This is a genomic window from Flavisolibacter tropicus, from assembly GCF_001644645.1.
Lineage (GTDB): Bacteria > Bacteroidota > Bacteroidia > Chitinophagales > Chitinophagaceae > Flavisolibacter > Flavisolibacter tropicus.
The window spans coordinates 168,630-193,803 of record NZ_CP011390.1 but is presented as its reverse complement, the minus strand read 5'-3'; the positions used below and the strand labels follow the sequence as shown (position 1 = coordinate 193,803).

Here is a 25,174-nt window from a genome sequence, read left to right as displayed (position 1 = left end):
GAAGAATTTATTTTGTATCTCCTATTGCAAATGCCTCAAATAATTAGGGATAATCTTATCTACAGAAAGATGCGTTTCAGCATATTCACGTGCATTTACCTTGAATACTTCCACATCTGATTGCAAAAAACTAGTAACCGCTTTTAACAAAGACTCCTTGCAATCTGGTTCAATCGGAAAGCCTAGTTTATGTGCCACCAAAATATCATGTAAGGTTGAACCTGTACTTGCACTTACTATAGCCACTCCCCCAACTGAAAAAATAGTAGTAAGCTTAGATGGCATCACTAAATCAGCAGCATTTTGCTTTTGTAAAACCAAATGCGCATCCGCCATATTTAAAAACAGGTTTAATTTATCAACTGGCTGAATGGGCAAAAAGATTATATTATCACAACCTTTAGACAAAGCAGCTTGCTGCAATTTATCTTTATATGGTCCAGATCCGCAAATAACAAATTTCAAGTCTGTATTACCCTTAAAATAGGGCGCTATCTCTATTATAATTTCTAATCCTTGCTTTTCTCCTATAGCCCCGGAATATAGGATTACCTTATCGGTAACCTTAAAGCCAAAAGCCTTTTTTTGGTTTTCAGCATCAGTGATTGGATAGAAATCATTTGTGTCAACCCAATTGGGGAAAAGTATTACTTCACGATTGTATTTGTTTTTTATCTTTTTGATCATACCCTGAGAAATGCTACTAACAATATCCGCATTTTTCAATAGGTATTTCTCCATTTTAAGTAACACCCTGACAATAAATTTGGACTTAATAATATTTAAATCATTGGCAGCATCTATTTGCAAATCCTGGATATGATATATAAACTTCCCGCCCTTGATCCTTTTATAAAAAACACCTAGGATGCCAGCTGGAAATCCAGGTACTACAGTAAAAACGTAATCAAACTTTTTAGAAAAGATCAATTTAAATATTGTCACAAGTGAAGTACAGCAAAAGCTAAAGTCCAACAACATACGCCTTAATCCAGTAGGACGTGTAGGTACATATTGTGGACATCTATAAATATCAATACAGTTATCATCAGATGGATGCACACTCTTTTTTTCATGTTTAAACCAGTAGGAATACTTGGCGTAGGGCTTTTGCACCTGCCAATATGGATAATAAGGGAAAGAAGTAATTACGGTACATTGATAGCCGAAGTTGGCAAGTTGGTCTATCATTTCCCCATTGTACTTTCCAATTCCTGTGGGCTCTGGGTAATAGTTTCCGCCAATAAACAGAATTCTTTTCTTTGATGATGAAAGTAGTTCCATAGCAAATGAATTCAGTTTTGTAATACAATTGATCAAATCCATGGAGAAACGGAAATAACAATTACATAAGAATTCATAGCTTCGCTGCCCCCAGTTACAGTACCGTAGTTTACTACATAACTTTATCGTGTAGCTTTTAGATTTCTACTTTTAGATTGACTATGACAACACTATAAGACACCCTTACCATGTTGTATTTCTTTCAGATTTTGAGACGGGTGTAATTCCAGGTGGCTATGTTATTACGTTATAAAAATTAATTAAAGTGATAACATATCGAGCCAATTATACATTTAGTTGTAACAGTTATATTGCTTTTTGGTATTTCTAAATTAGATACTTGAAACAGTATTTTTTTGCCCATTTTTGCTCACAGTATAAATAAACTTCTCACGGTCTTGAATATCCCCCTTAACGTACTCATTTTGCCAGAGTAATAATAATTTTGTGAACCCTGTCTCTCTAACAAGATGGCTCACCTGTTCATTTTCGGAATTAGTATTTCGCAATGTACCTTTTAGCAGTAAATACAAAAGCGTTTGATACTGCCTGGATAAAAAGCAAAACTTTTGCGGTAATATATAACCTAATAACTCTAACGCTCGTTGCTTTTTACCTTCCAGGTAATAAATAATCGCCTTAAAAAGCAAGATGGCTTCCATTAATGGCAAATCAATGCTCGACGGGAAGAACTTATTTAGATTTATGGAAAGCTCGTCGAGATAAAACAGAGCCTCTTCATAATAGCCTGTTAAAATCAAAGCTTCCGTCCAGATTATTTCAAAACAATAAAAGGAGTTATAATGATCCTTCTGAGGTATAAGACTAGTATAATATTGCATCCCCTCAGCTACAACTTCATCATTGCTTACACCCATGGCATTACCATAAAATAGCTGAGCAGCATAATACCGCGCGCAAACTGAAGGTTTCATGGATCTACAGATTGTATAATCCATTATAATAGAATGATACTTTTGTACTTCATCCTTAGACTCTGTTAGCCATCCTGTGAAACACAATAAGGAATTAGCAAAAATTTGAGCCTCAACATCCTTCTTCTTTTGCAGATAAAACTGAAGGCCATCTCCATAAAATGAATTCAACTTATCGAAATGAACAAAAATTTCATAATAATAGTTTTGTCCGTTTTTTGTAGAGGCTATCTCCTTCTGAAACCGTTCAATTAAATAAGGGTAATGTGAAATATAGTCAATTGTATGTTGCACCAGGCTAAAATAGGTTGCGTCATGGATGCTACTTACTTCTGTGTTTTTAAATAACAACACTAGGTAATTTAACAACCCACTTCCTTCTATAACTTCAGTATTTGAATGAGGTTCATTTTTAGCGTTCTCGAAATCATCAAATGATGAATAGCCGCAAAAACAGGAAAGTGCATTCAATGTAAAAATCGAGGGCTTGTGATCAGACTTTATCAGCCCAAAGAATCGTCTTAATGTATTGAAACTGACTCTAACTTTTAGCTTAAGCTCAATTTCTGCAGAAAGATCATAACAATCAGAAGAAGATAAAATTTTTCTTCCAAGTTTCTTTTCTACTTCTTGATTCAATAAATGGATATGCTGTGTTTCCACGTCAGTTTTTATAAAGAATAGTATCGAATACCTTTGTAATGAACCTAGCGGTGTAGGTTATTGAGAAAACAACTGGTTAGCAATAGAAAACTTCAAGATCAAAAAGGATTAAACTTGTACTCCTAATCGTTGAATCTTAATAACAATTTGCTTTATGCAATTTTCGAGACACCAGTTTTTGCTTTTATTACATTTACTTTTGTAACTGGCGCTACCATTGCAAACCCTAATGATGGTAAAATAACTTTAATTGTATTGTTCATTACCTGAACCACCCTCCCTTCCATATCCATAAAAGCGCCACTTATTATTTTGACCGTATCATTTATACTAATCTTCGCTTTTTCAAGTTGAACATTTTCATAAGTATCTAAAAACTCTTTGATAGCCTGTATCTCCTCATCCCTAATCACAGCAGGTTTACCAAGCCAGTAAACCAAATTAATTACACCATCAACTTCTTTAATTGAGTGGATCATAGCTTCCGTAAGCTGTACAAAAACATAGGAGATGAATAAAGGTTCCTGCACAATCTTTTTTCTATCAGACCATTGCCGGCATACTTTATTAAGGGGGCAATAGCTTTCGATATCTTTATTTTTAAGTAGTTGATCTACTCTTTTTTCCCATTTTGGCTTTGTATAAATTGCATACCATTTCTTAGGGCTTGTCGTATTATTCATTTGATAATAACAGTTAGTTGTTAAAATTGCTGTCTCTTCGAAATAATAAGCACAAGAAATTTCAATCCCACTATCTCCCTTCCAATACTAGCATCACATATTGGAAAGACGATAACCGACTCTTTTTTAAGTAAATCAGGTTTTAGCTAATTCACTTTAAACAATGATCTATACTAGTTAATTTGAAATAAGTAGTTCTCCAAAGTCTAGTTGTTTGCAGTTCAATTTGTCTTAAATACACTTCCATTTACAATGAAAAACGTTGAATTGGAAAGTTGCCAGCAAGTGATTGCCGCCTTTCCAGACATTGCTTCACACCGTTTTCTTGCTACTAGTATCTATATAATTTACATATAGCAACTAGTGAAAAAAATAAGTAAAGTAAAAGTTTCATCAGGAGTAAGATCCGAGTAGGTAAAACTTCAAAGGGGACTGACCTGTTATTTCAAAATTACCTTTCAGCTTTGCGCAAGTCAATCACCCGAATAGGGCATTTAGACTTTTTTTTTCGCATAAACCTTATAGCCAATGAATAGGTGCAGATTATATAGTCAACTAACGTTTTAAATACAGATTTCAGTGCTTACTTATATTTCTATCCTGTAACAGATTAAGCTTATTAATTGCCTCAATTTTATTCTGTACCCCTAACTTATGGTAAATATTATGCAAATGCCTTTTCACCGTCTCTGAACTAATATAAAGACTTTCAGCTATCTGCTTATACGGCAGCCCCTTTGCTAATAACTGAAGCACTTGCATTTCTCTTTCACTCAATATAGTTGACTGGACCTTATTTTCGGTCTGCTGAAAAAATGAAATAACACGTTTAGAAATATACGGACTCATAGGAGCTCCACCATTTTTTAATTCATTTAGAGCACCGTTTATCTCCTGCTCCCTGGCTTCTTTTAAAATATACCCTGAAGCTCCACTTTCTAGCGCTGACAGAATATGAACGTCCTCCTTATTCTTACTATAAATGATACACTGGATAGCACTATTTTGATGCAATACTTTAATTAGCTCTATACCACTTATCCCGGGTAATGCAATTTCAACAAATACAATATCCGCAGGGCTTTCCACTAGCTCCATAGCCTCTTCCGCTGTTGTATATACTTTACCTAATTCAAATTCATTACTGGCTTTTAAAACGTTACTAATCATATGTTGAAAGAAACAATCTTCATCTACTATTGCTACCACTTTTTTCATAGCACCAAATTGATTTATCGTTAATAAACGCCTTTCGCAACCTTTTGGGATTGAGTTTCAGCGCTATTTACTGTTATGAATGTTAATGAAGTCGGCAATTATTGCGTACCAATTAATTTATTGCTCATCTTAATTATGACACAATAAAGTGTGGCAAGTGCAACATTTCGCATTTATTAGAGGTGCTATTCACTGATCCTATTAAGGCAACTGTCACAAATTACTCTAAACGTTTTCCTGATACCAAAGTCTAGAACAATTTAAAACAGCCTCATAGTAAAGGCCGCAGGTTTATCGATATTTTTAAAAGATATAAGAAAGAACATCATTAATTGATATCCTTTGCCAAGGAATGATCTTATAAAAATTCGATATTGATTTGTCGAAAAGTTAATAGGAACTGGCTTACAGTCTTTATGGGGTAGTTTTGGTAGTGACTGGTGATTTCAACTTATACGGGATTGTTATATAAATATATTAAGTAAAAGTTTAAAATTGTAAAGCAAAGCCATTTGTTTTTTTATTAGAATTTCATTACCTAATCTGTAAGCTCATCAATATTCCGTTTGATCTTTCCCAGGCTCCTGTTTGGAAAATGAGTTATTCCTCTCTGTTTTAGATGATCGTGCCAATCATCATGAAGGAAACAACCTTTTATCCTCCCTTTTCGTATCTTATACAAGGAGGTTTTTAACATGAACCGTTTTGTTGCTTTACCTTTTATTGCAGGGCTTGGTCTTATATATTCGTCTTGTAGCAGAAATGATAGCGCAGATGCTGATGAATCAGAACCTCTGCCGGTAGCAACCTTACAATTTTCTTCTCCCGTTCCAGATGCAGTTTATAACAACGGCGACTCGGTAACCATAAAAGCAACTGCTATTTCTACTGCCAGTATACATGGTTATGATCTGGCTATTCGCGATACCAGGGATACCACAAAAAGTCTATACTTTATCCATATTCATGACCATAACGATACAGTCATCGTCAATGAAAAATGGAAAACTGATGCATTAAACTTGCCGGCCAACTTGTTGGCAGAAGTATCAATTTACCTTGACCACGATGGTCACACCCAAAAAGCAAAGGTTGGGTTTAAAGTACAGTAGCCTCTTTTTGGCTATTTTAAACGCTTTCCAGCCATTAATGCCATGCCTGGCAGCCAGAGTTATCATCAATTGTTCTGAGCCCAAAATCGATACCTTGTCTTTTAAATAATCGGTAAGGCCCGTGAATGGATGGGAATTTAAAATGCACCCCTATCAATCAGCCGCCCATTTAGTGCATAACGTATCACAGTACTTTTCCTAAAATCCCATTACAATTGAGCTACAATCTATACCGAATTCCTTCCGGCATTGATGATTCCAAAAGATGTGCGCACCACTAAGCGTTCCAAAACAGAGCGTTCTTCTGCAGGCATTTCTTTATCCTCCCTCAGTTTGGTAAGCGCAAACTGCTGAATAGTGGTTAGCGGCAGCACGATCTTTTCTCTCATTTGTATGGACAATTGCTCTACTGGATAATCACTCATTAACTCAGGCCGCTCTGTAACCAGCAAGATGTATTTTTTTGTTAGTTCATACTCGCGCCAAATGATATCATAAATATTGCTGTACACAGGGTTACCAGCCAGGTAAGCCGTTAAAGAGAAATAACTTTTCTTCATCACCATCTCACAGTTATCCAAAAGCGTTTTAAAATAAAGCGATTGTTTGTACAAATGCTTTATATCCTCCAATTTCCCTTTATCATCTAAGGTTTGAAGCGCTGTTCCTACTCCAAAATAACCCGGAACGTTTTGCTTGATTTGACTCCAGGCACCAACAAACGGAATGGCACGAAGGTCTTTTAAGGTAAGGCCGCTGGTCTTTCCTCTTTTAGAAGGACGGCTGCTAATATTGGTGTCACTGAAATAATTGAGTGGACTGATCTCTGCTAAATAGTCAAAAAACTGCGGGTGCTGTTTGAGTTGATTATATGCCTGGTAGCTAATATCGGCCAGTTCAATTATTACTTCTTCTTGCTCCGGAAGCATCTGCATCTTACTGTCTGCGAACAAGACATTGGTAACTCCGGCATCCAACAACTGCTCTATGTTATACTGAGCAGCATCAACATTGCCAAAATTGGAGCTAATGGTTTGCCCCTGAATGGTCAATTGGATCTCTTTGGAGGAGATCTGTTGGCCCATAGCAGCATAATATTTATGTGTTTTACCACCCCCTCTGGCTGGAGGTCCGCCCCGGCCATCAAAGAAGATGACCTCAATACCATATTCTTTAGATACGAGCGACAACTCGTTTTTAGCTTTATAGATACTCCAGTTGGCCATCAGGTAGCCGCCATCTTTTGTACCGTCTGAAAAACCCACCATAATAGTTTGTATGTTTTTCCTACGTTGTAGGTGCTGCCGGTAAGCCTGATTCTCATAAAGATCACGCATTACCTGTGGCGCCCTTTTCAAATCGTCAATGGTCTCAAACAAGGGGATGATATCTGCTGACAGTTCTTCTTTTTTCCAGCCATTACATAAGAACAAACCATACACCTCCAACACATTTAAAGCACTCGTACACTGACTAATGATATAGCGGTAACAGCCTAGTGGGCCATTAGTGGCCTGTATGGCCTTTATTACTTCAAATGACTGTAAGGTATCTTTAGTAAGGCCCTCATACAATGATATATCTGCGCGGCCTTCTATTGATGTAAGTAATTCGATCTTTTCTTTCTCATTCAACGTTGCATAATCACGTGGCAGCAGGTTTTCCTTTGCTGCTATTTCTTCCAGAACGGTATTATGCACTGAACTCTCCTGCCGTATATCCAGCGAAGCAAAGTGCAACCCAAATACCTCTACTTTATTGATCAGATCATCTAACAAAAAGAGAAATAAGCTATTGTGTTCCTTAACCAATATGTTACGAATCTGCTGTAATGACTGCAATATCTCTTGTTGGGAAAGTGTAATGTCGCTACCGGGAATAAACAAGTGATGGTACAACTTGGATTCTAAATCGGCCAGTATGGATTCAACGCCTTTAAAGGTGAGGCGATGCCGCAGTCTTCTTACATCCTGGTAATAACACTTGATAATGCTGGTCCGCAAGGCATCAGCCACTTTTAATGAGGTATCTACTGTTACATTAGGGTTTCCATCTCTGTCACCACCTGGCCAGAAGCCCAGTTTAACAACCTGGCTCTCCAAGAGGTTTAATCCTGCAATCTCCATCTTCAGCTCCGCTAAAATGCGGCCAATGGCCTTGTAAAAAACGTTTTCAAGATACCAGATCAAGCTAACGGCTTCATCATACGGAGTAGGCTTTTCATGTTTAAACAGGGGTGTTTTCCCTAATTGCTGCAAGTATAGATTTACCTGGTCCGTTTTATTGTCTTTAAGCGCTTTAGCCAGGTCATTAATGATTCCCAGTACTGAACCGGGATAAAACTGGGTAGGATGTGCCGTAAGTACCAATGATACAGAGAAGTTTTTCAACCGGGCTATCAGTGTCTGACGGTTATTAACCTGCACCACCTTGCTTATTAATTGTTTTAAGGTACCGGCACCTACAAGATCGTTTACTTCATTGAAGGCTGCATCTTCTAAAGCATCAAATAATACTACCTGGCGTTCTACATACTGCACAAAGCGAAATAATAAATCGATCTGCTCCTTTCCACCGGCGTAGGATGTAAAGCGATTAAAAAAATCAGTAACAATTTCAGTTGGGCTTTGTTTATTTTCATACCCTTCCTCACAGTTATTTAAAAACAAGGCTAACAATACGCCCGTTTTCTCTATCCGATGAAAAGGCAAGGCGGTAAACAAGCTATTATACAGCTGAAACTTAAGGCCCACCTGGCGCTTAAAGTTTTCCAAAGCTCTACTGGAAGGGTAATCCATATGATTCAATTTACCTGTGCTTTTAAAAAATGACTACTTCTGCTTGAGTGAAAATTGCAACCACTCGCCCAGTCTTTGCTACTGCTGACGTGTATAAAAACAATAGAGAAAAGATAGGCAAAACAACGGATTTAAACACACATGTAATACAATGCTTTTTGCATAATTCCGGATAGCAAAGGGCAACCGGACTTTGCGGTAATACGTATTACTATTTTAAAACACTATATATGAAATTAAGATGGATTCCAGCAGGAATAGTGTTTGCAATGTGGAGCACTTTATTCCTTGCCGCCTGCAGTAAAGGTAGCGGTTCCGACTACGGTTCTGGCAGCAGTAGTGGCGGCAACAACCCACCACCGGCTGCAGCCAATACAGTTAACATTTCCAATATGAAATTTAGTATCGGCTCTTTAACCGTAAGTTCTGGTACAACGGTCACATGGATTAATGATGATGACATGGCACATACGGTAACAGCTGATGATAACAGTTTCAACAGTGGTAGTTTAAAAAAAGGCGATAGCTATAAACATACGTTTAGCGGTGCGGGTACTTATCCTTATCACTGTACCTTCCATCCAACAATGAAAGCAAATGTTGTCGTTAGTTATTAATTCGATCCTCCTACAGATATAACATCTAATGTACTTAGCCCAATGTAGAAGCCGACTTACACCACTATTTCGGTCTAGACGCCTATTTACTTTTTCTTGCTTGCTGATTACAGATGCCCTCATTCTCTTCCTTCCTATGAAAACCTTTTCAATATCAGGATGTTCAAATAGTGCGTTTAAGAACCCAAAAACAAATCCCAAATTCGGATACTTTAATTACCTGGTGGCTAAAACAGGCCTTATCCTTAATTAAAGCGGCTCCTGTAATAGCTAACTTTAGAAAACGGCCAGTGCGAGGGCTGTTCTAGTTGCGCCAAACGAATTTAAACACGCAATAGCACCCCTTTAGACATCATCAGATGATCTAAAAGCCCACAAATAAAACAAGGCCTAAAAAGGCCTTGTAAATAAGTTGTTCTCTAAATAAAGGGAATTACCAGATGCGTACCCGTAAACTATCGGCCCGGTACATAGGTGTTCCTTGCTTAATAGGAAATGCTGAATAAAACTCATCCACATCTACAAATGGCCCATTTACCCGGTATTTGCCTGGAGAGTGCACATCGGTCAACAGGCGATTGCGCAACTGCTCATCACGAATATGCCCTAACCATCCCAATGAATAACCCAGGAAAAAGCGCTGCATAGGTGTCAGTCCCGCTATCTTCTCTCCCTTTTTGTATTGCTCTGTGTTTTTAAATGCCTCTATGCCTAATAAAATACCGCCCAGATCGGCAATATTCTCACCCAATGTGGCCTTCCCATTGATAGTATAGCCCTTGACAGGTTCGTAGGCATTGAACTGCTTCACCATTACATCTGCACGCTTATTGAATTTTTCTTCATCGCCTTTTGTCCACCATGATTTAAGATTGCCCTTTTCATCATACTGTCTTCCCTGGTCATCAAAACCATGCGTTATTTCATGACCAATGGTTGAAGCGCCGCCATAGCCATACACTAATGCATCATCCAATTCTTCATCTCTATACCCTGGCACAGTAAAAATACCTGCCGGCAAAACAATCTCGTTATTGGATGGATTGTAATAAGCGTTGTATTCCTGTGGATTCATATCCCATTCATCCCTATCTACCGGCTTACCTAGCTTATTAATATAAAAGTGATGCCACCAAAGGTTGGCATTGATCGAATTCTGAACAAAGCTCTCTCGCCCAATTTCCATTGCAGAAAAGTCTTTCCATTTATCAGGATAGCCTACCTTCTTTTTCATAGCCGCCAGCTTCGTATAGGCTTTTTGCTTGGTACTATCGCTCATCCATTCTAGTTGGCTTATGCGGTCCTTTAACGCTCCCCGAATGGCTTCCACCATATCGCTATAGCGTTTCTTAGCGGTTTCATTAAAGAACTCTTTTACATACAATTTACCCAACAACTCTCCCATGGAAGCTTCTTCAGCACGGATCACGCGCTTCCAACGAGGCAAGCGTTCTTTTGCACCACTTAATAGTTTAGAAAAATTAAACGACGCCTGTCCATAGGCATCGGGCAGCGATCCTGAAAAGTCAGAGATCAGGTTAAACCTCAAATCGCTCTTCCACACCTCGATAGAAGTTGTGGTAAGCACCGTGTTCAGTGCCTTAAAAAATTCAGGCTGGCCTACAATAGCGGAATCAATATTCTTAACACCAGAAATGCTTAAGAATTGTGTCCAGTTTATATTAGAAGACATTTTGCCCAAATCAGCTATCGCCATTTTATTATAGTTCTTATAGGGATCGCGCAGGTCTTCCAACTTACGAGACGACTTGGCCAGGGTTGTTTCAAGAGCCAGGATATCTTGTGCATCTTTGGCTGCCTTTGTGCTGTCTTCGCCAGATAAGGTTAGAATTCGGGTAATATAGTTCGTATAGGCACTACGGATAGCAACAGTAGCAGAATCGGTCTTAAAATAATACTCACGCTCAGGAAGCCCAATTCCGCCTTGCATTAGTTTATAGGCCATTACATCACTGTTCTTATCATCCTGCGTAATGTAATCGCTAAAGAGTGTAGACGAACCAATGCTTTTTAATTCTGCCACAGTTGCCACAAGTGATGGCACATCTTTAATCGCAGCTATCTTATCAAGGTAGGGTTGCAAGGGTTTTAATCCCTGTTGCTCAATCTTAGAACTGTCCATAGCAGTAGCCCAGTAATCACCGATCTTCTGCTCGGCACTACCTTTTGCGGCCTTGGCTTCCGCAGCTTTTTCACTGATATCACGTAGTCGTTTTAAATTTTCTTCAATGACCAGGTTCCCAATACCCCAACTGCCATATGCAGGGGGAATGGGATTCTTTTTTACCCACCCACCATTTGCGTACATAAAAAAGTCTTGGGACGGATCTACCGTAGTATCACGGTTTTGGGCGAGAATGTCTCCTTTAGGGACAACCTCGTTCTGTTGATTACAAGCCGTCAAAAAAGATAAGGCAAGCAATACAGGCGAAATTCGTTTCATTGCGTAAAATGATTTCCGACAAGGTAAACCGTTTATCGTTTTACCACCAAATAATTTGATATACGGAAGCAGGAGATCATTCTATTACCAGCCATCTTCCGACTGATTTAATTTTTCAACTACCTTCTCCAGGTTTATTAATGACTGGCTATAGGTAGCCTCTTTGTCTTTCCGACTTAATTGGTATAAAATATAGGTAAAGGGCGACTTCTTAAGGTATAACGTTAGGGTCAATTTTGTAAGCTTCGCCTCTTTCTTTTCAAGAATATAATAGGTTGTAGTTTCCTTCTTTTCATCTGTCTCACTAAACGCTATATGTTCAGGATGATACGAGCAACTGCTATAATACACCACAGTTTGTTCATCTTCATGTACGGCTTGGTAACGCATGCCTACACGGGGTAAAATATGTTCAATCCCTTTAATTTCTTTTACGCCAACCTGCCATTGGCTGCGATAACGCAGATCGCCAGCCGCATGAAATAAGGTTATCATATCTGTTTTATAATCCTGCGATACGGAAAGCACTTTTACTTTTTTAGAAAGATCCAATAAAGGCAACGGCTCTGGAGGTATGATATCTTTTAGCGGACCAAGTTGTGTATAGTAAAACGGCACTTCCCCACTTTCTATTTGCTTAGCACTTTTATCCCAGTGTAAGTACGCTGAAAGATCAATGGGAGGATCGTTGGGAAGCAGGCTTTTAGTGACCAGCCAGTATTCATGCTGCTCTATATTGTTTTTCAAAAGCTGGTGTGCAATGATCACATCTCGCCCAATCAGCTTATTAAAGTTCTTTACGCTATAATCGGTAAACTCACCATAATGTGTAATGATCTTAAGTGAAAGATTAGCTGCCGACATACAGGCCCTGCACTGGCAAAATCGACCGCGTTCATACGTATTTAAATGACGGTGAAAGGCCCAAAACATCTTTTCCACTTGCTTAAACAGGTCTTTGATGTTTGGAGCATCACCAAATTTATAAAAGAGGATAGCATCGCCTTCTATTTCAGAAACCTCTAATGCCAGCTGATTGGCATTCAACAACAGCTCCAGTAATTCCTGTATGATCAGTCGGCTGTGTTCAATTTCCGATTCATTAATAAAACGTGTAAAGCCACTTATATCAGGGATAAAAAGCAGCCCTTTGTTTTCCATTTTTCTTTTAAAGTTACTACCATTCCCCAGAAATGAATAGTCATGAGGAATGCCGTTTTAACAGGTATTTTACCGCATGATACCAAACCCTTTTCCATTAGAAAGCTTCTGGTATTTGGCATTTGCCCCTTCGAATTTCGAATTTAATATTTCGAATTTCCCCTTATGGCACAATGGTAGTAAAAAGATAAACAGCAAAAATGACCAGTAAAACCACCCCTTGCAGGATGTTGGTACGCCCTGTTCCAAATGACAACACGATGGTGAATAAAGACAAGACTAACAACACCATGGATTTAGTATCAATACCCAGCGCAACAGGAATATCGGTAACAACCGATACAATTGCTACTGCAGGTATGGTTAAGCCAATACTGGCCAGGGCAGATCCTAATGCCAGGTTAAGGCTGGTCTGTAACCGGTTCATCCGGGCGGCACGAAAAGCGGCCAGCCCCTCTGGCAACAAAATAACCAATGCCACAATAATACCGACCATTGATTTGGGCGCCCCTAATCGGGCTACACCTTGCTCTATAGAAGGGGCCAGCGTTTTAGCTAGTAATACTACGGCTCCCAAACAAACGAGTAACAAAACAGCACTTATCAATGTTGTCTTTGCAGTAGGTGGTTCAGCATGGGCATCTTCATCAGTGCCTGGAGCTAAAAAATAATTACGATGCCGTACGGTTTGTACCATTACAAAGGTTCCATATAATACTAATGAAATGATGGCAACAAATACCAGCTGACTTTCATTATAAACCGGCCCCTTAATACTGGTAGTAAAATTGGGAAGAATAAGCGTTAAAGCTGTTATAGCCATAAGTGTTACCAAGGAAGCATTTACTCCAAAAGGCCCAAAACTTTGCTCATGATGATGTACACCGCCTATTAGTAAACATAAGCCAATAATACCTGTAAGAATGATCATAACAGCCGCAAAAACAGTATCCCTGGCTAGTGTGGCCGTATCAGCCCCGCCGGACAACATTAAAGAAACGATCAATGAAACTTCAATAACAGTAACCGCTATGGCTAGTACTAAAGTCCCATATGGCTCACCTACACGGTGTGCCACCACCTCGGCATGGTGAACAGCTGCCATTACAGATCCCATTAGTGAAACGGTAAGCAGCAGTATAAATAAATTACTGGAAGATAGTGAGGATAAGAAGTAAAGCAACCACGCCACCAGGGGTGCCACCATTGTCCAGGCTGGAAGCGGAAGTTTGAACTTCATTCACAAATGTAAAAATTCTACAAGAGAATCGCTAGTAGAACTATACCTCACCTTCACGATGAACCGCAAAGCACCCCAAATTGCTCAATCTCATCCGTTAAGGTTTTACTTCCAGTTCTCCATTTATACTCAGTTGAAAATGGGTGTATGCCGAATGTCGTAATGAAATTTGTAAAGCAAATGAATCAGGCAGGCTGAAAAACTTTCAATTTACCAGGTAAAATGCCAAACTCTTTTTTAAAGGCTTTGGAAAAATTACTACTATTTGTAAATCCTATACGATAAGCAGCATCCTGTATAGATGCTACCCCATTTTCTATCCATTGTTTGGCTTTGATTAAACGGTTATAATTATAATACTCATACAGCTTCATACCATACACTTCTTTGAACCGGGCTTTTAGCTTTGTACTACTCATCATAGCCATTCTGGCCAGCTTTTCTACAGATGGAAAGTCATCAGGAACTTTAGCCAAAAAGGTTTCTACTTTTCCCAGGTTTTCTAACTCTTCCTGGCTGGGATGATATTGTTTTTCTGGTGGCAGTTCGCGAATGAAAAACAAATGCAGGAATTTCTCAACGAGTAGTAAGACCCGGTTAAGAAGAACAAATTGACCCAAAGTAGTACGTACATCAGTATGATAAACATCCTCCAACAAACGCTGCACTTCCGGAGTCAGGTAAGCGTCGGTTGCATTATCCAGGTTTTGCTGGGTAATGCTTTTTATGAAGGCTAGGTTATTTGACTTCATAAACTTTTTCACCAGGCTTTCACTAAAACGAATACCAATCATTCGAAGATGTGAATCTTTTGTAAGATGCAGCTTTAAGGGATATTGGGATGAATTCAACAATACAGTATCATACTCTTTTTCATTGACTAAGATCTCTTGGCCACCCGAGGTAATTTTGTAAAAGCGACCAATTTGTACTTTATTAAAATAGAGCAAAATACCAGCATCATCAGCATCGGTTCTTTCAAACAAAACATCCTGTTGCAAAACAATATTGACATACAGAAATGACATGCCGCTTTTCAAACTACCGGCATAGGCAAACCCTTCACCAACATTTTCAGGAAAGCATAAGCAATTATTAGTTACATCTGTATGAAGAAAGTGGCCAAGGTCCTTTATCCAATCTTCAAAGTTCTTTTGCGTAAATGGATAATGTATCATAATCATTCATTAATCACTTGCCCGCATTCAACAGGGACGAAGTTGATTACAGTACACAGGATATTTGAGAGTAAACATCTTAAAGCAACAATAAGACGCTCTTGCAAAATCATATAAATTTCAGAAATGCGTCTACAAATTAAAGAGGTAACGTTACCAACACTTTACATCCCTTACCCAGGCTGGTGTTTATTTCTACCTCTCCACCAAAATATTCTGCCCGGTTAATAATGTTTGTTAGGCCTAATCCTTTTTTCGTTACACTAAGATCAAATCCTTTACCGTCATCTTCAATAGAGAGATACAGCTTGCTTTGATTCTTTTCCAAGGCAATACTAGCTTGTTTAGCCGCTGCATGTTTTATAATGTTTTGAATTTGCTCCTGTATGATCCGGAAAATGATCAATTCAATATCCTTATCAAAACGTTCGTTGGCTTTAATTTTTTTGTAATCAAACGCAATTGCCAATTTGCCGGCTGCATTGATCTTTGAAACAATATCATCAATAGTAGGAATAAGACCTATGGTTCCAATATTAGCAGGATTGAGCTGGTGACTGATACTACGTATCTCATTTATGATGCTTTGTACATAGGATGAGATCCGGGAGAGATAGGTTTCGTCATTGGCATAATGTTCGGCTGCTTCCAGTTGTAGCTTGCAAGTAGTGAGTAGCTGGTTCACATTGTCGTGCAGTTCGTGTGCTATTTCATGTCTTTCTTTTTCCTGCGCATCAATCACAGCTTTCACGATTTCCCGCTGCCTGTTTTTTTCCTGCTCTAACAATCTGTGTTGCAGCACTTTCAGTTCTGTAATATCATGTTGCGCACCAATCATTCTCATGGCTTTGCCCGACGCATTACGAATGATATAACCTTTGTCAATAACCGTTTTATAACTTCCTTTTCCATCTAAGGCACTATATTCTTCTTCCCAGTATTGCCTACCCTTGTCAGCAATGGCCTTATGCAAACTTTCTTTTATCCTTTCACGGTCTTTTACATTTACTTCACCTAGACTTTCTTCTAAACTATGCCAGTTCTTACGCTCATTTTCAGCCTCTTCAAATCCATCCGTTACAATTCGATCCGCAACAATATCCCAGTCCCAGATATGATCGGAAGTAGCTTTATTTACCAGCCTGAATCGCTCATTAATCAAACTCAACTGTTCCTGCTTTTCAACTTCTTTGGTAATATTGATAGCTACACCTCCTAAATACTTTTTCATACCAGGCAGGTCAAGAGGAAACTTTAAAACCTTGAGAATAATTTTTTTACCATCGGGTCCTACAGCTGTTTCTATAAACTCCAGTGGCTGATCGGTTTGGAATACAATGGCATTATTCTCTAAATAAGGGTCAACTATTTCTTTGGGAAATAACTGGCTTGCGTGCTTACCAATAACACTGTGGTCTAGATGAAACGTTTTCAAATACAAGTCATTAAAAAAATGGCAGTAACCTTCATCATCAATGATCCAGGTAAGGGTTGGGCTGTGATCCATAAAAGCTGTAAACATTTTTTGTAAGGCCGTCAAACTGCCCTTTGCTTCCACAGTTTCAGTAATATCTTTAGAAACGGAAACGTACCCTATCAGGTGACCATTTACATCGTAAATAGGATCAATGCTAACCTGAATACTTAACTCTTTCCCATTAGGGTAAACAACCACAGTTATTCCTACCCAATGCCCCGTAACATGTATGGATTCTAGAACTTGCGCAAGAGCTCCTCCTACAATTGCAAAGTCGATCAGGGAAAATAAATAGTGATCCATAACCTGGTCTTCAGTTAGGCCGAATATTTTCTCAGATGCTTCATTCCAGCTTTGAATAATAAAAGAAGTGTCGGTACAAAAGGCTGGTTCTGACATAGCATTCAGCAATGATCTGTAGCTTATCAGCTTTTTACCATACTTAACTTTGGTGGTCATAACTACAAATTAGCTTGTTAAGAAATACAAGCATTGGTCTTGTTAATTCACTGAGCAGGAACATTAGTTATACAGGGAGGAAGTGCGGGGAAAAATTGAGCCACAACAAGCAAAGAAATAGCGACAATTAAAGCACCTATATTACATCAGGGATCAAAACATCGTTCATAACACTTCTAAAGAACAGTCTACAAAAAAATACTGCAAAACGCCTTACTTCTAACAAACATCTCTCCTGAACAAAAGTAGAATATTGTAATGAGAAATACTTTAGACTGCTGGGCAATACCTAATAAATTGATTATACCAACAGTTCTTCAAGCAAACAATAAATCGTAGCATCTATTGATGAGATAACAATGGCAAACTAGCTGCCTTCAAACTTCGAAATGAACAAGATAGGCTTGATAAAAACGATATTCTATTTATGTGTTTATTTTCTGCGTTAGCTGCATTACATCATGGTTTGTTGCACACACTCCTTTCCAGGATTTTCTTCCTGCCATCCTTTTATGGTTAATCCCTTTTAGTTTACCAGGAATATGAAGTCGCCCGTTAGGTTTGATCTTCCAGCGCGAAAGGTAGCGGGCTTGTTTGACCCGGTGTATCGGTGTTTTCAAAGGATTTGGGATTGAAGATTTCGTTGGTATTGAATTAGATACTGGTGTTGCGGGGTTTACTTCCTTATTTATAGATGTAGGTGTAACTGTTGACTGCAGGGTTTGGCAATGCGCTAGCAGCAGTTCCTGTGCTTCTTCCTTGGTCTTTCCCTGGTACAACCACTTATTGACCATCCCTGTTAGCCTGGCAAACAAGCCAGGCTTGCGCACGGTCCCTGGAAGCTGGCGGTAGTATACGCGCTTCACCATTTTAGCAGCTACGCCAAACCGCTCGGCATTGGCCATCGTGCGCTGGAGGCGGGGATCCTTGCGCATCATCTTAGCACTCTTATAATCACCCTTGGAGCGCAGGTAATACGTGTCCCCTAACTTATAGAAGATGATGCCATCGATGGTTCCGGTAATAAATACGGGGCCTACTTGTTTTGCCATAAAGAGTACAGGTTAAAGGTGGAGCGTTAATGGGTAAAAGTGTAAAGTCTAAGGTTAAAAATCCAGGCCTCCACTTGCTTCCTGGATCTTGTCCCCTGAGCCTTAATTGCTAATTATCTTAGCAAATCTACCCAACTAAAGGCCCCCCTCAAAACCTTTCACCCCCTTTATTTATACACATGTAGGCCACTTCTAATATCATAAATGCTCCGTGGTCAATCGGTGCTATCGGCGGGAGTCTTCTTGTGCGTGGATGCTCCCCTTTAGGGGCCGGGGGCGTGTGCTGGCTACTCACCACTGACCACTCACCCACTCACCATTCACGAGCCAGGCTTCAGCCGCGCTGCCCTGCCTAGCCTGTACCTCTCCTGTACCTAGTCTGTACCTCTTCTGTACCTCTTCTGTAGGTAAGTCCGTACCAACTGCACAGATAAAGCCCTCTACCTGCCTTCCACATTCACTACTCCTCCTACCATCCTCCTATACTACTCCTCTCTTCATTGAACATTGAGTATCGAAAATTGAGCATTGAACATTTCCTTTCTTGTTCCTTGTTTCTTGCCCCTTATGCCTTTCCTCCACTTCTTCCTTCATCCTTCCTTGTTCCCTCTTCAATATTCTTCTCCTTTTCTCCTATCCTCTGTGTCCCTCCCTGTCCCCGCGTCTCCGTGGTTCTTCTCTTCGCGCCAAAGGCGCATCCAGCGTGAAACAATACTGCGCGAAGCGCTCTCTTTAAGTTGCCGGGCCTTTCGAGGCTACACCTTTAATAAAGTATTACTCCTAAGACAGTAAGTAGTAAACAATAAAAATCCAGGCATTGTGCAGCCTGGATTTCATGGTTTTCTTGGATATTTGGACAATCGTTTACGCGAACAGATTTATAGCCATTCAATGGTAATTAGATTAAAAACGGGCATCAATTGTCAATGGGATTAGGGCTCGGTTAAATATCAATTTCCATAGCTACTGAATTAGTAGATCAGACAAGGACATAGAAACCGCTTTCAAAATGGTCGCAATTTAGATTTCCAACGATTACAGATTTACCAACGTTTACACAGATATAGACTATTTCTTGATACAGACCAGTTGAGCTTTCAAGGTACCAATTAAGTTTTCAGAGGGTACGGATCAATGTGCACTTCATTTTTGCGGTGTATTCATTAGTAGTTTTACATAGGGACAGATTTTAGCATACTTCACTAACAAAGGATACGGATTGAAATAATGTTGATCTTAGTTTTGAGCTACATTATTTATGTTTACACAGGGATTGCTATTTGCTAGCCTTTTCAATGACGCTCGTGCCACTCCAAAGGCAATAGTTTCAATAGGGTACGGAATTACAAACCAACTCGCCTAACAGCACGCTACTAAACACACAGCAGGTAAATAATTCGTTTTAGAACTCCAATCAACCAACGAACAATGTACTGTGTAATTGATGGTGCAAAGCTATAGACGCTGACAGCTATAGAAGAGTTCTGCAAGACGTTTAAAAAGTGGTAAAAGACAGATTTAAAAATGGTCATTACTTAGGTTTTCAACCCCAAGTGTTCGAAAGCTATAATAGACAGTAGAGAGCGTACTCTTTGAAGCAGTTTCCTTTGCGCCCCTCTGCGGTTTCTCTGTGGCCTTTGCAATAAAAAAACAACCGCAAAGCCGCGCAAAGCAACGCAAAGAACAACATTCGAACACTTAGGGTTTTCAACCAATAGAGCATTCGCAAAAAGGAGAAGATCAGTGGGAATAATGGATCAATCGCGAGAATTAAAATTTATTCTTGATCAGGCTTATGATCACGTTGATTTTTAATAAATCGATGCTGGTGCAAAAATAACGTTGGAGTTGTTCCTTTATACTTCTTGAATGCATTAAGAAATGTTGTGCGATTAGTGAAGCCAGCTTTTTCACCAACGGCTTCCAGGGTTAACTGCCCCCATTCCCCTTTTACTAAACCTTCAGCAACGAATTGAATTCGGTAAAAGTTGATAAAATCATTAAACCGCAATTGATACACCTGGTTGATATAGGCCGACAAAATATAAGGCTGCACGCCAATTTGATTGGCCAGATCGGCAAGCTTAATTTGTTTTTGCAAAAACCCCTTTTTCTCTAAAAATTCTGTAAGCCGGTTCTTTATCAAATTGGCATTCTCTTCCGATGGCGTCGCTGTTTTAAGCCTATCTACCACTGGATCTACAATAGATGCTTTAGATGTACCGTAAAGGATATTGGGCAAAAAGAAAAGACCTACGCAAATTACACCGCAATAAGATAAGGTATGCCAAACAGCTGCCACCCAGATAAGAATAGTGGATGGATAAATTCCAATCAAAACGCCTAAACTGCCATTAATAGAATAGATGGCCACAATAACCTTTATCCAGTTTAATACTTGGTTGTTATTCGACACCTCATCTGAAATACTTGGCCGGTATTTCTTCCATAAGCGGAACAATAAAATAATGTAAAGTACCGTAACAATAGATTTGAGAATGATATGCACTCGAGAAAGCGAAACCCATCCTTCTACATACAATAGCATTTGCTTGTTGTTTTGATACAACTCATCTATGACATTTAGCTTGTAAGAGGTGTCGCTAAAGAAAAGCGGTAAGTAACTAATGATATAGATGGATGCAGGAATAAGTTGCCAGGCATCCCTGAATTGGATTTTTTGTTTATCATTAAATAAAAAAAGTACGTAAAAGAATAAACAAGGTGCTCTCAAATAAGCCACCAATGGCCCTGTACTTAGAAGAAAAGGAACAAATCGAATAGTATCACTTGCCCATAGAAAATTTAGTAGACTATTGTAAGCAATTGTAAAAATAAAAAACGCTAATAGCTTTGCAGTAGGCTGCCGATTATTATACAGAATGATAATAATTAATAATACCCCTAAAACAAAGGCTGTAAAGCTAAACAGTACATTCATCTTTAGATAACCAGTTTTGGTCTGACAAATCAATTCCCTTGGCACTTTATAACCAATGCGCTAAAATGCTAATTTGGATTTTACCATTTGCAATTATGAAGTAATACGTAGGGAGTAGGAATAGTTAAATAGGCAAGAATTATAGGAGACAGATTATGAAAATGGTTGATGGTTAAAAGGGAGTGTAATTTTCACAACGAATAATATTACAAATTATGCGCCCAATTTTACAAAACCAAACTTTTTAGTATTAATTTTTAATGAACGCCATCTAGTTCCTCTACCGTTCATACTCACCTATTACCCTTATTCATTGCATTTCATCAATTAAAAACTTTGTTGGCCTATTTAAAAATTTGGCCCAACAAAAAATGATTTAAAGGCGTAATCAGGTAAGTAAATAAATGTTTGCTATGCCAACATTTATAATTCTTTCAATTGCACCAAATTCTAAATAAAAACGCCCTGTTTTTAAAATCAAACATGTAAAACCAATAATCTTTCCTCTTAAAATCAAGTAAAACCAATTTTTAAAAAACGAGGTGTTTACATGCCCTTTAAAAAATATTCGAAGCCTGCTTTAAATAATAAAATCAAACAATGTCTTCACTTCGAATAGTATTATAAGATTCAACAAACTGTACTTTCATTTTATTGACAGCAGATTTCTTAAAAACTAATTTAGTTACGTGATTTATTAAAAACCAATTTCACCTTTTGGTTTTTTTACACACCTAGTAAATCTTTTATTACACACCTAAACGCTAACTTGTATGAAACTGCCTATCACTACCTTATTCCGCCATTTAGGCTTTTCTAAAGTAAACGCATCTAAAAACAGCGGTATTCATTTAAGCTCAGACAAGATCAACCTCCTCATCCATGAAATGGATTCGATCATGGGGCATCAGCAACCTTTCTTAAACTCAGGTTATAGTATTAAGAATTTAGCTGACGACCTTCACATTCACTCTTATCAGCTCTCTGGCATTTTAAATCAGCACATGGGCAAAAACTTCAATAACTATCTCAATAAGTATCGTGTTGAATATGGTAAAGAGTTGATACATAGAGGAGATATTATTAATCTAAACCTCAAGGGGCTGGCCCAGAAATGTGGTTTTAACAATCGAAACAGCTTTACAGCTGCCTTTAAAAAACACACGGGCTACACACCCTCTATTTACAGCAAACTGCATAAAAGCAGCCAGTTAAACGAAGTAGCTTAAGCATCTAACTTATAACTGTTTGAGTTGCTGAAATAGGCCAAAAAAACGAAAGAGGCATTGCCGCTTTATATTATTATAGTAATTTTAAAGTGGCTTCCTTTTTTTGTTATACCGGCCTATCCTAATGGAGGTATATAAGGAAAGCACCTTCACTTTTCCCAACCCTTTTTGCCATATATGTAACACTCCTAACTGAGCTTTCAGAAAGTGTTCTATATGAAGAAGCATGGCCTAATAGGTTACATACGTTCTATTCTGTGGGGGAGAAAGCCGAAAAAAAAATGGCAGCTAACGATTGATGAAGAAACCATTGAAGAGCTTCACTATAGACTTATTAACCTTCTGGAACAAAAGAAACCTTTTCTGCAACAAGGTTATCGACTGAAGGATATGGCTGCAGAGCTTTATATACATGAATATCAGCTCTCCGCTTTTCTAAACCAGGTAATGCATATTCATTTTACTGAATTACTCAATCAATACCGAATAGCCCATTGTATAGATTTGCTTAGAAACAAAGCATTGGATAAGCCTCATGTAAAAGAATTGATCAACCGGTGCGGCTTTAGGAACAGAAATACCTTTACAACCGCATTTAAAAAGTTTACAGGACATACTTTTTCGGATTATGTAAAGCACATGTAATACCTGTCTCCATTAGCGTGAACTGCAGAACAATTATCGCATTTGGATTTTGGAATTTGTGATTTTACTCATCACATTCGGATTTCAGTATTTTATTTTTTCGAATTTTCTGTATTTGAACCTTTAGCCTGATTGGCATTTGCATTCTTTCCTGCTCCAATGGGTATGGTAATATTTAACTGCCAAGCTGTATTGACCTGGTTACCAGTCATCGTTTTATAGGTATCCGTTAAGCCTTGAAAATACCGCACGCCCACTCCCATACTGCTTTTCTTTTTACTAAACTTGTAATATAAACCACCAGCCACACCAAAGTCCAGCCAAGTGAGCTCCTTAGTAACCGTTACTGTATATTCCAGGTCATTTCCTTGTACCTCTGTTTTAAAAATGTCTTGCGCCTTCAACCGCATATTGGCTTGTATGCCAGCTTCCGCAGAAAACAAACTAGAGATCTTGTACCGGACCAAAACAGGCAAGCCAAAGGTTTTGATTTTGCGCTCAACAGAGCCGTTTGCAAACAAGTGGTCCAGCGAATCGTTTTCAGTAGAATAAGGCCGAATATCTTTTGCACCAAAGCTTCCTTTGGCAATACCTTCAATATGAAGATAAAAAGGCCTATCAGGTCGGAAATCTAAAAACAAGCTAAGGTTTAATCCGGATTTCGATTTACTATCCAAATGGGAAATATTCGTCAATGCAGGACTAACCACTATCCCAAAATCCGTCTTGCCAGTATTTAACTTATCGCCAAATAATAAAGCAATAATTACTTGTGCCGTTGCAGCCGAGTGCAAACAGCATAAAAAGAGTATGATTATTCCTTTTTTCAAATACTAGTTTTCTTCCGGTTCTACTGTACAACTTCATTTTTGCATTGTCATCAATCAATAAGCACAGACCAAAAAAAGGTTTCTCCTATTTTCCCTCCAAGCTGGTGGCATAGTATAGCTATGCAACATATGCTATCCTATGCCACCATTTCCCTTTTTTCATAATAGGCATTGTTGCCATAGCAATTATTTGAAAAAAACGGCGCACAACTATAGGCTGATTAAAAGACAGTAGGAAGCAACCATCTCTCCTACTGGTGTCTATACAACCGCATATCATTACCACTTTGTGTAACCTTATTTCATTTGCATAGGTTAATGATGAACTATCATTCAGCATATTCGCCTTCGCATTGAATCATTGCCGAAAATGCACGATAACCTATATTAATGTCCGAGCTTGAAAGTCAAACCGCCACCTAGTCCAAATTGCCATAGCGTAGTATAAGAAGTATAATAAACAGGGCCCCAGTATCCATAATAGGTATCGCCGCCAGTAGCTCTTGAAGCGGCTAATATTTGAGCTTGCAGTTTCAAGCCAACCTTATCAGAAAACCAAATATTGGTACCTAAGCGGCCGCCCCAGGCAAAGTTGGTATTCGAATCACTGGCACCGGTTTCCTTATTATCAACGTTGGTAATTACAATACCGGCCATTAAACCACCATATGGTTCAACTTTTTTTGATTCAGTGGGCTTAATACCATTGCCAGCCAACAATATGTAATCATGTTTTATATCCAGCGTCACATCATGTTTTGGCTGCGTTGCTCCTCCCCGGTAGGATATTGGGCCATCGGAGCTTTTATGCAGATACATGATCTCTACGCTGGTGTAAGGATGCGGCAGGAACTCAAAGCCGCCACCCCATTGGTAACCACCTTTGATTTTGCCACTGAAGTAGGTATTAGCATCGTAAAACTCATCAAAGCTGTCATCAAACACATAGGCGCTGTATAAATTTAGCCTTACTTTATGTTGTGCTAAAGCAGTAGCTCCTGTAATCACAAGTACTACAATAAATAGGATCTTTTTCATCTTATTGTATTTATTTGTTTTAAATGAATAGATAAGGTTCACCACGTTTCCTTTAGGGATAGGTAGCAAGTGCTCACCTAGACTTTTAGTTAAAAAGGGTAAGAAGAAATAGCACAATAGCGGAAAAGCCAGTGGCTAACGTACAGCAGA

18 protein-coding genes are annotated in these 25,174 nt (G+C 38.7%); 4 read left to right on the top strand and 14 right to left on the bottom strand.

Annotated elements, in window-relative coordinates:
* Nucleotides 1-21: 21 nt before the first annotated feature.
* From SY85_RS00725 to SY85_RS00710, 4 genes are all read right to left on the bottom strand, one after another.
* Complete coding sequence (locus SY85_RS00725; protein ID WP_226998960.1) at nucleotides 22-1,326, bottom strand: WcaI family glycosyltransferase; 1,305 nt, start codon at nucleotides 1,324-1,326, stop codon at nucleotides 22-24.
* Nucleotides 1,327-1,616: 290 nt separating this feature from the next.
* Nucleotides 1,617-2,882 carry a hypothetical protein gene (locus SY85_RS00720; protein WP_066401318.1) on the bottom strand — a complete coding sequence of 422 codons (1,266 nt, stop codon included), beginning with the start codon at nucleotides 2,880-2,882 and terminating at the stop codon, nucleotides 1,617-1,619.
* 152 nt (nucleotides 2,883-3,034) lie between these two features.
* Nucleotides 3,035-3,565, bottom strand: a complete 531-nt coding sequence (locus SY85_RS00715) for a UpxY family transcription antiterminator (RefSeq protein WP_066401317.1) — start codon at nucleotides 3,563-3,565, stop codon at nucleotides 3,035-3,037.
* 576 nt (nucleotides 3,566-4,141) lie between these two features.
* Entirely contained in the window at nucleotides 4,142-4,783 is a 642-nt protein-coding gene (locus SY85_RS00710; protein ID WP_066401316.1) for a response regulator transcription factor, read from the bottom strand.
* Between the two features lie 695 nt (nucleotides 4,784-5,478).
* On the opposite strand from SY85_RS00710, the gene SY85_RS00705 reads away from it, so the two are divergent.
* Nucleotides 5,479-5,895 carry a hypothetical protein gene (locus SY85_RS00705; RefSeq protein WP_066401315.1) on the top strand — a complete coding sequence of 139 codons (417 nt, stop codon included), beginning with the start codon at nucleotides 5,479-5,481 and terminating at the stop codon, nucleotides 5,893-5,895.
* A 227-nt stretch (nucleotides 5,896-6,122) separates the two neighbouring features.
* Here the strand turns inward: SY85_RS00705 and SY85_RS00700 are convergent, their stop codons facing one another.
* Entirely contained in the window at nucleotides 6,123-8,693 is a 2,571-nt protein-coding gene (locus tag SY85_RS00700; RefSeq protein WP_066401314.1) for a phosphoenolpyruvate carboxylase, read from the bottom strand.
* 230 nt (nucleotides 8,694-8,923) lie between these two features.
* On the opposite strand from SY85_RS00700, the gene SY85_RS24970 reads away from it, so the two are divergent.
* The gene (locus SY85_RS24970; RefSeq protein WP_071890928.1) at nucleotides 8,924-9,310 is read left to right on the top strand and encodes a cupredoxin domain-containing protein; all 387 of its coding nucleotides are present in this window, start codon (nucleotides 8,924-8,926) and stop codon (nucleotides 9,308-9,310) included.
* Between the two features lie 433 nt (nucleotides 9,311-9,743).
* Here the strand turns inward: SY85_RS24970 and SY85_RS00690 are convergent, their stop codons facing one another.
* The 7 genes from SY85_RS00690 to SY85_RS00660 all read right to left on the bottom strand — a co-directional run bounded on the left by SY85_RS00690 (nucleotide 9,744) and on the right by SY85_RS00660 (nucleotide 21,282).
* Complete coding sequence (locus SY85_RS00690; protein ID WP_066401313.1) at nucleotides 9,744-11,774, bottom strand: M13 family metallopeptidase; 2,031 nt, start codon at nucleotides 11,772-11,774, stop codon at nucleotides 9,744-9,746.
* Nucleotides 11,775-11,858: 84 nt separating this feature from the next.
* A complete protein-coding gene (locus tag SY85_RS00685; RefSeq protein WP_066401312.1) occupies nucleotides 11,859-12,935 on the bottom strand; it encodes a DUF2652 domain-containing protein in 1,077 nt (358 codons plus the stop codon).
* Nucleotides 12,936-13,098: 163 nt separating this feature from the next.
* Nucleotides 13,099-14,175 (bottom strand): calcium:cation antiporter, encoded by a 1,077-nt coding sequence (locus SY85_RS00680; RefSeq protein ID WP_066401311.1) that lies wholly within the window; start codon nucleotides 14,173-14,175, stop codon nucleotides 13,099-13,101.
* Nucleotides 14,176-14,360: 185 nt separating this feature from the next.
* Nucleotides 14,361-15,353 (bottom strand): helix-turn-helix transcriptional regulator, encoded by a 993-nt coding sequence (locus SY85_RS00675; RefSeq protein ID WP_158512920.1) that lies wholly within the window; start codon nucleotides 15,351-15,353, stop codon nucleotides 14,361-14,363.
* Between the two features lie 139 nt (nucleotides 15,354-15,492).
* Nucleotides 15,493-17,289 carry a sensor histidine kinase gene (locus SY85_RS00670; protein WP_066401309.1) on the bottom strand — a complete coding sequence of 599 codons (1,797 nt, stop codon included), beginning with the start codon at nucleotides 17,287-17,289 and terminating at the stop codon, nucleotides 15,493-15,495.
* A gap of 425 nt (nucleotides 17,290-17,714) precedes the next feature.
* Entirely contained in the window at nucleotides 17,715-18,341 is a 627-nt protein-coding gene (locus SY85_RS00665) for a hypothetical protein (RefSeq protein ID WP_066401308.1), read from the bottom strand.
* A gap of 1,777 nt (nucleotides 18,342-20,118) precedes the next feature.
* Nucleotides 20,119-21,282, bottom strand: a complete 1,164-nt coding sequence (locus SY85_RS00660; protein ID WP_066401307.1) for a helix-turn-helix domain-containing protein — start codon at nucleotides 21,280-21,282, stop codon at nucleotides 20,119-20,121.
* A gap of 773 nt (nucleotides 21,283-22,055) precedes the next feature.
* Here SY85_RS00660 and SY85_RS00655 point away from each other — a divergent pair.
* Both SY85_RS00655 and SY85_RS00650 read left to right on the top strand, forming a co-directional pair.
* Nucleotides 22,056-22,511 carry a helix-turn-helix domain-containing protein gene (locus tag SY85_RS00655; protein WP_066401306.1) on the top strand — a complete coding sequence of 152 codons (456 nt, stop codon included), beginning with the start codon at nucleotides 22,056-22,058 and terminating at the stop codon, nucleotides 22,509-22,511.
* A 216-nt stretch (nucleotides 22,512-22,727) separates the two neighbouring features.
* Nucleotides 22,728-23,156: a helix-turn-helix domain-containing protein gene (locus SY85_RS00650; RefSeq protein ID WP_066401305.1), complete on the top strand. Its 429-nt coding sequence runs from the start codon at nucleotides 22,728-22,730 to the stop codon at nucleotides 23,154-23,156.
* A 92-nt stretch (nucleotides 23,157-23,248) separates the two neighbouring features.
* On the opposite strand, the gene SY85_RS00645 is transcribed toward SY85_RS00650, so the two are convergent.
* Nucleotides 23,249-23,986, bottom strand: a complete 738-nt coding sequence (locus tag SY85_RS00645; RefSeq protein ID WP_148661090.1) for a porin family protein — start codon at nucleotides 23,984-23,986, stop codon at nucleotides 23,249-23,251.
* Nucleotides 23,987-24,373: 387 nt separating this feature from the next.
* Complete coding sequence (locus SY85_RS00640) at nucleotides 24,374-25,024, bottom strand: outer membrane beta-barrel protein (RefSeq protein WP_066401303.1); 651 nt, start codon at nucleotides 25,022-25,024, stop codon at nucleotides 24,374-24,376.
* Nucleotides 25,025-25,174 lie beyond the last annotated feature (150 nt).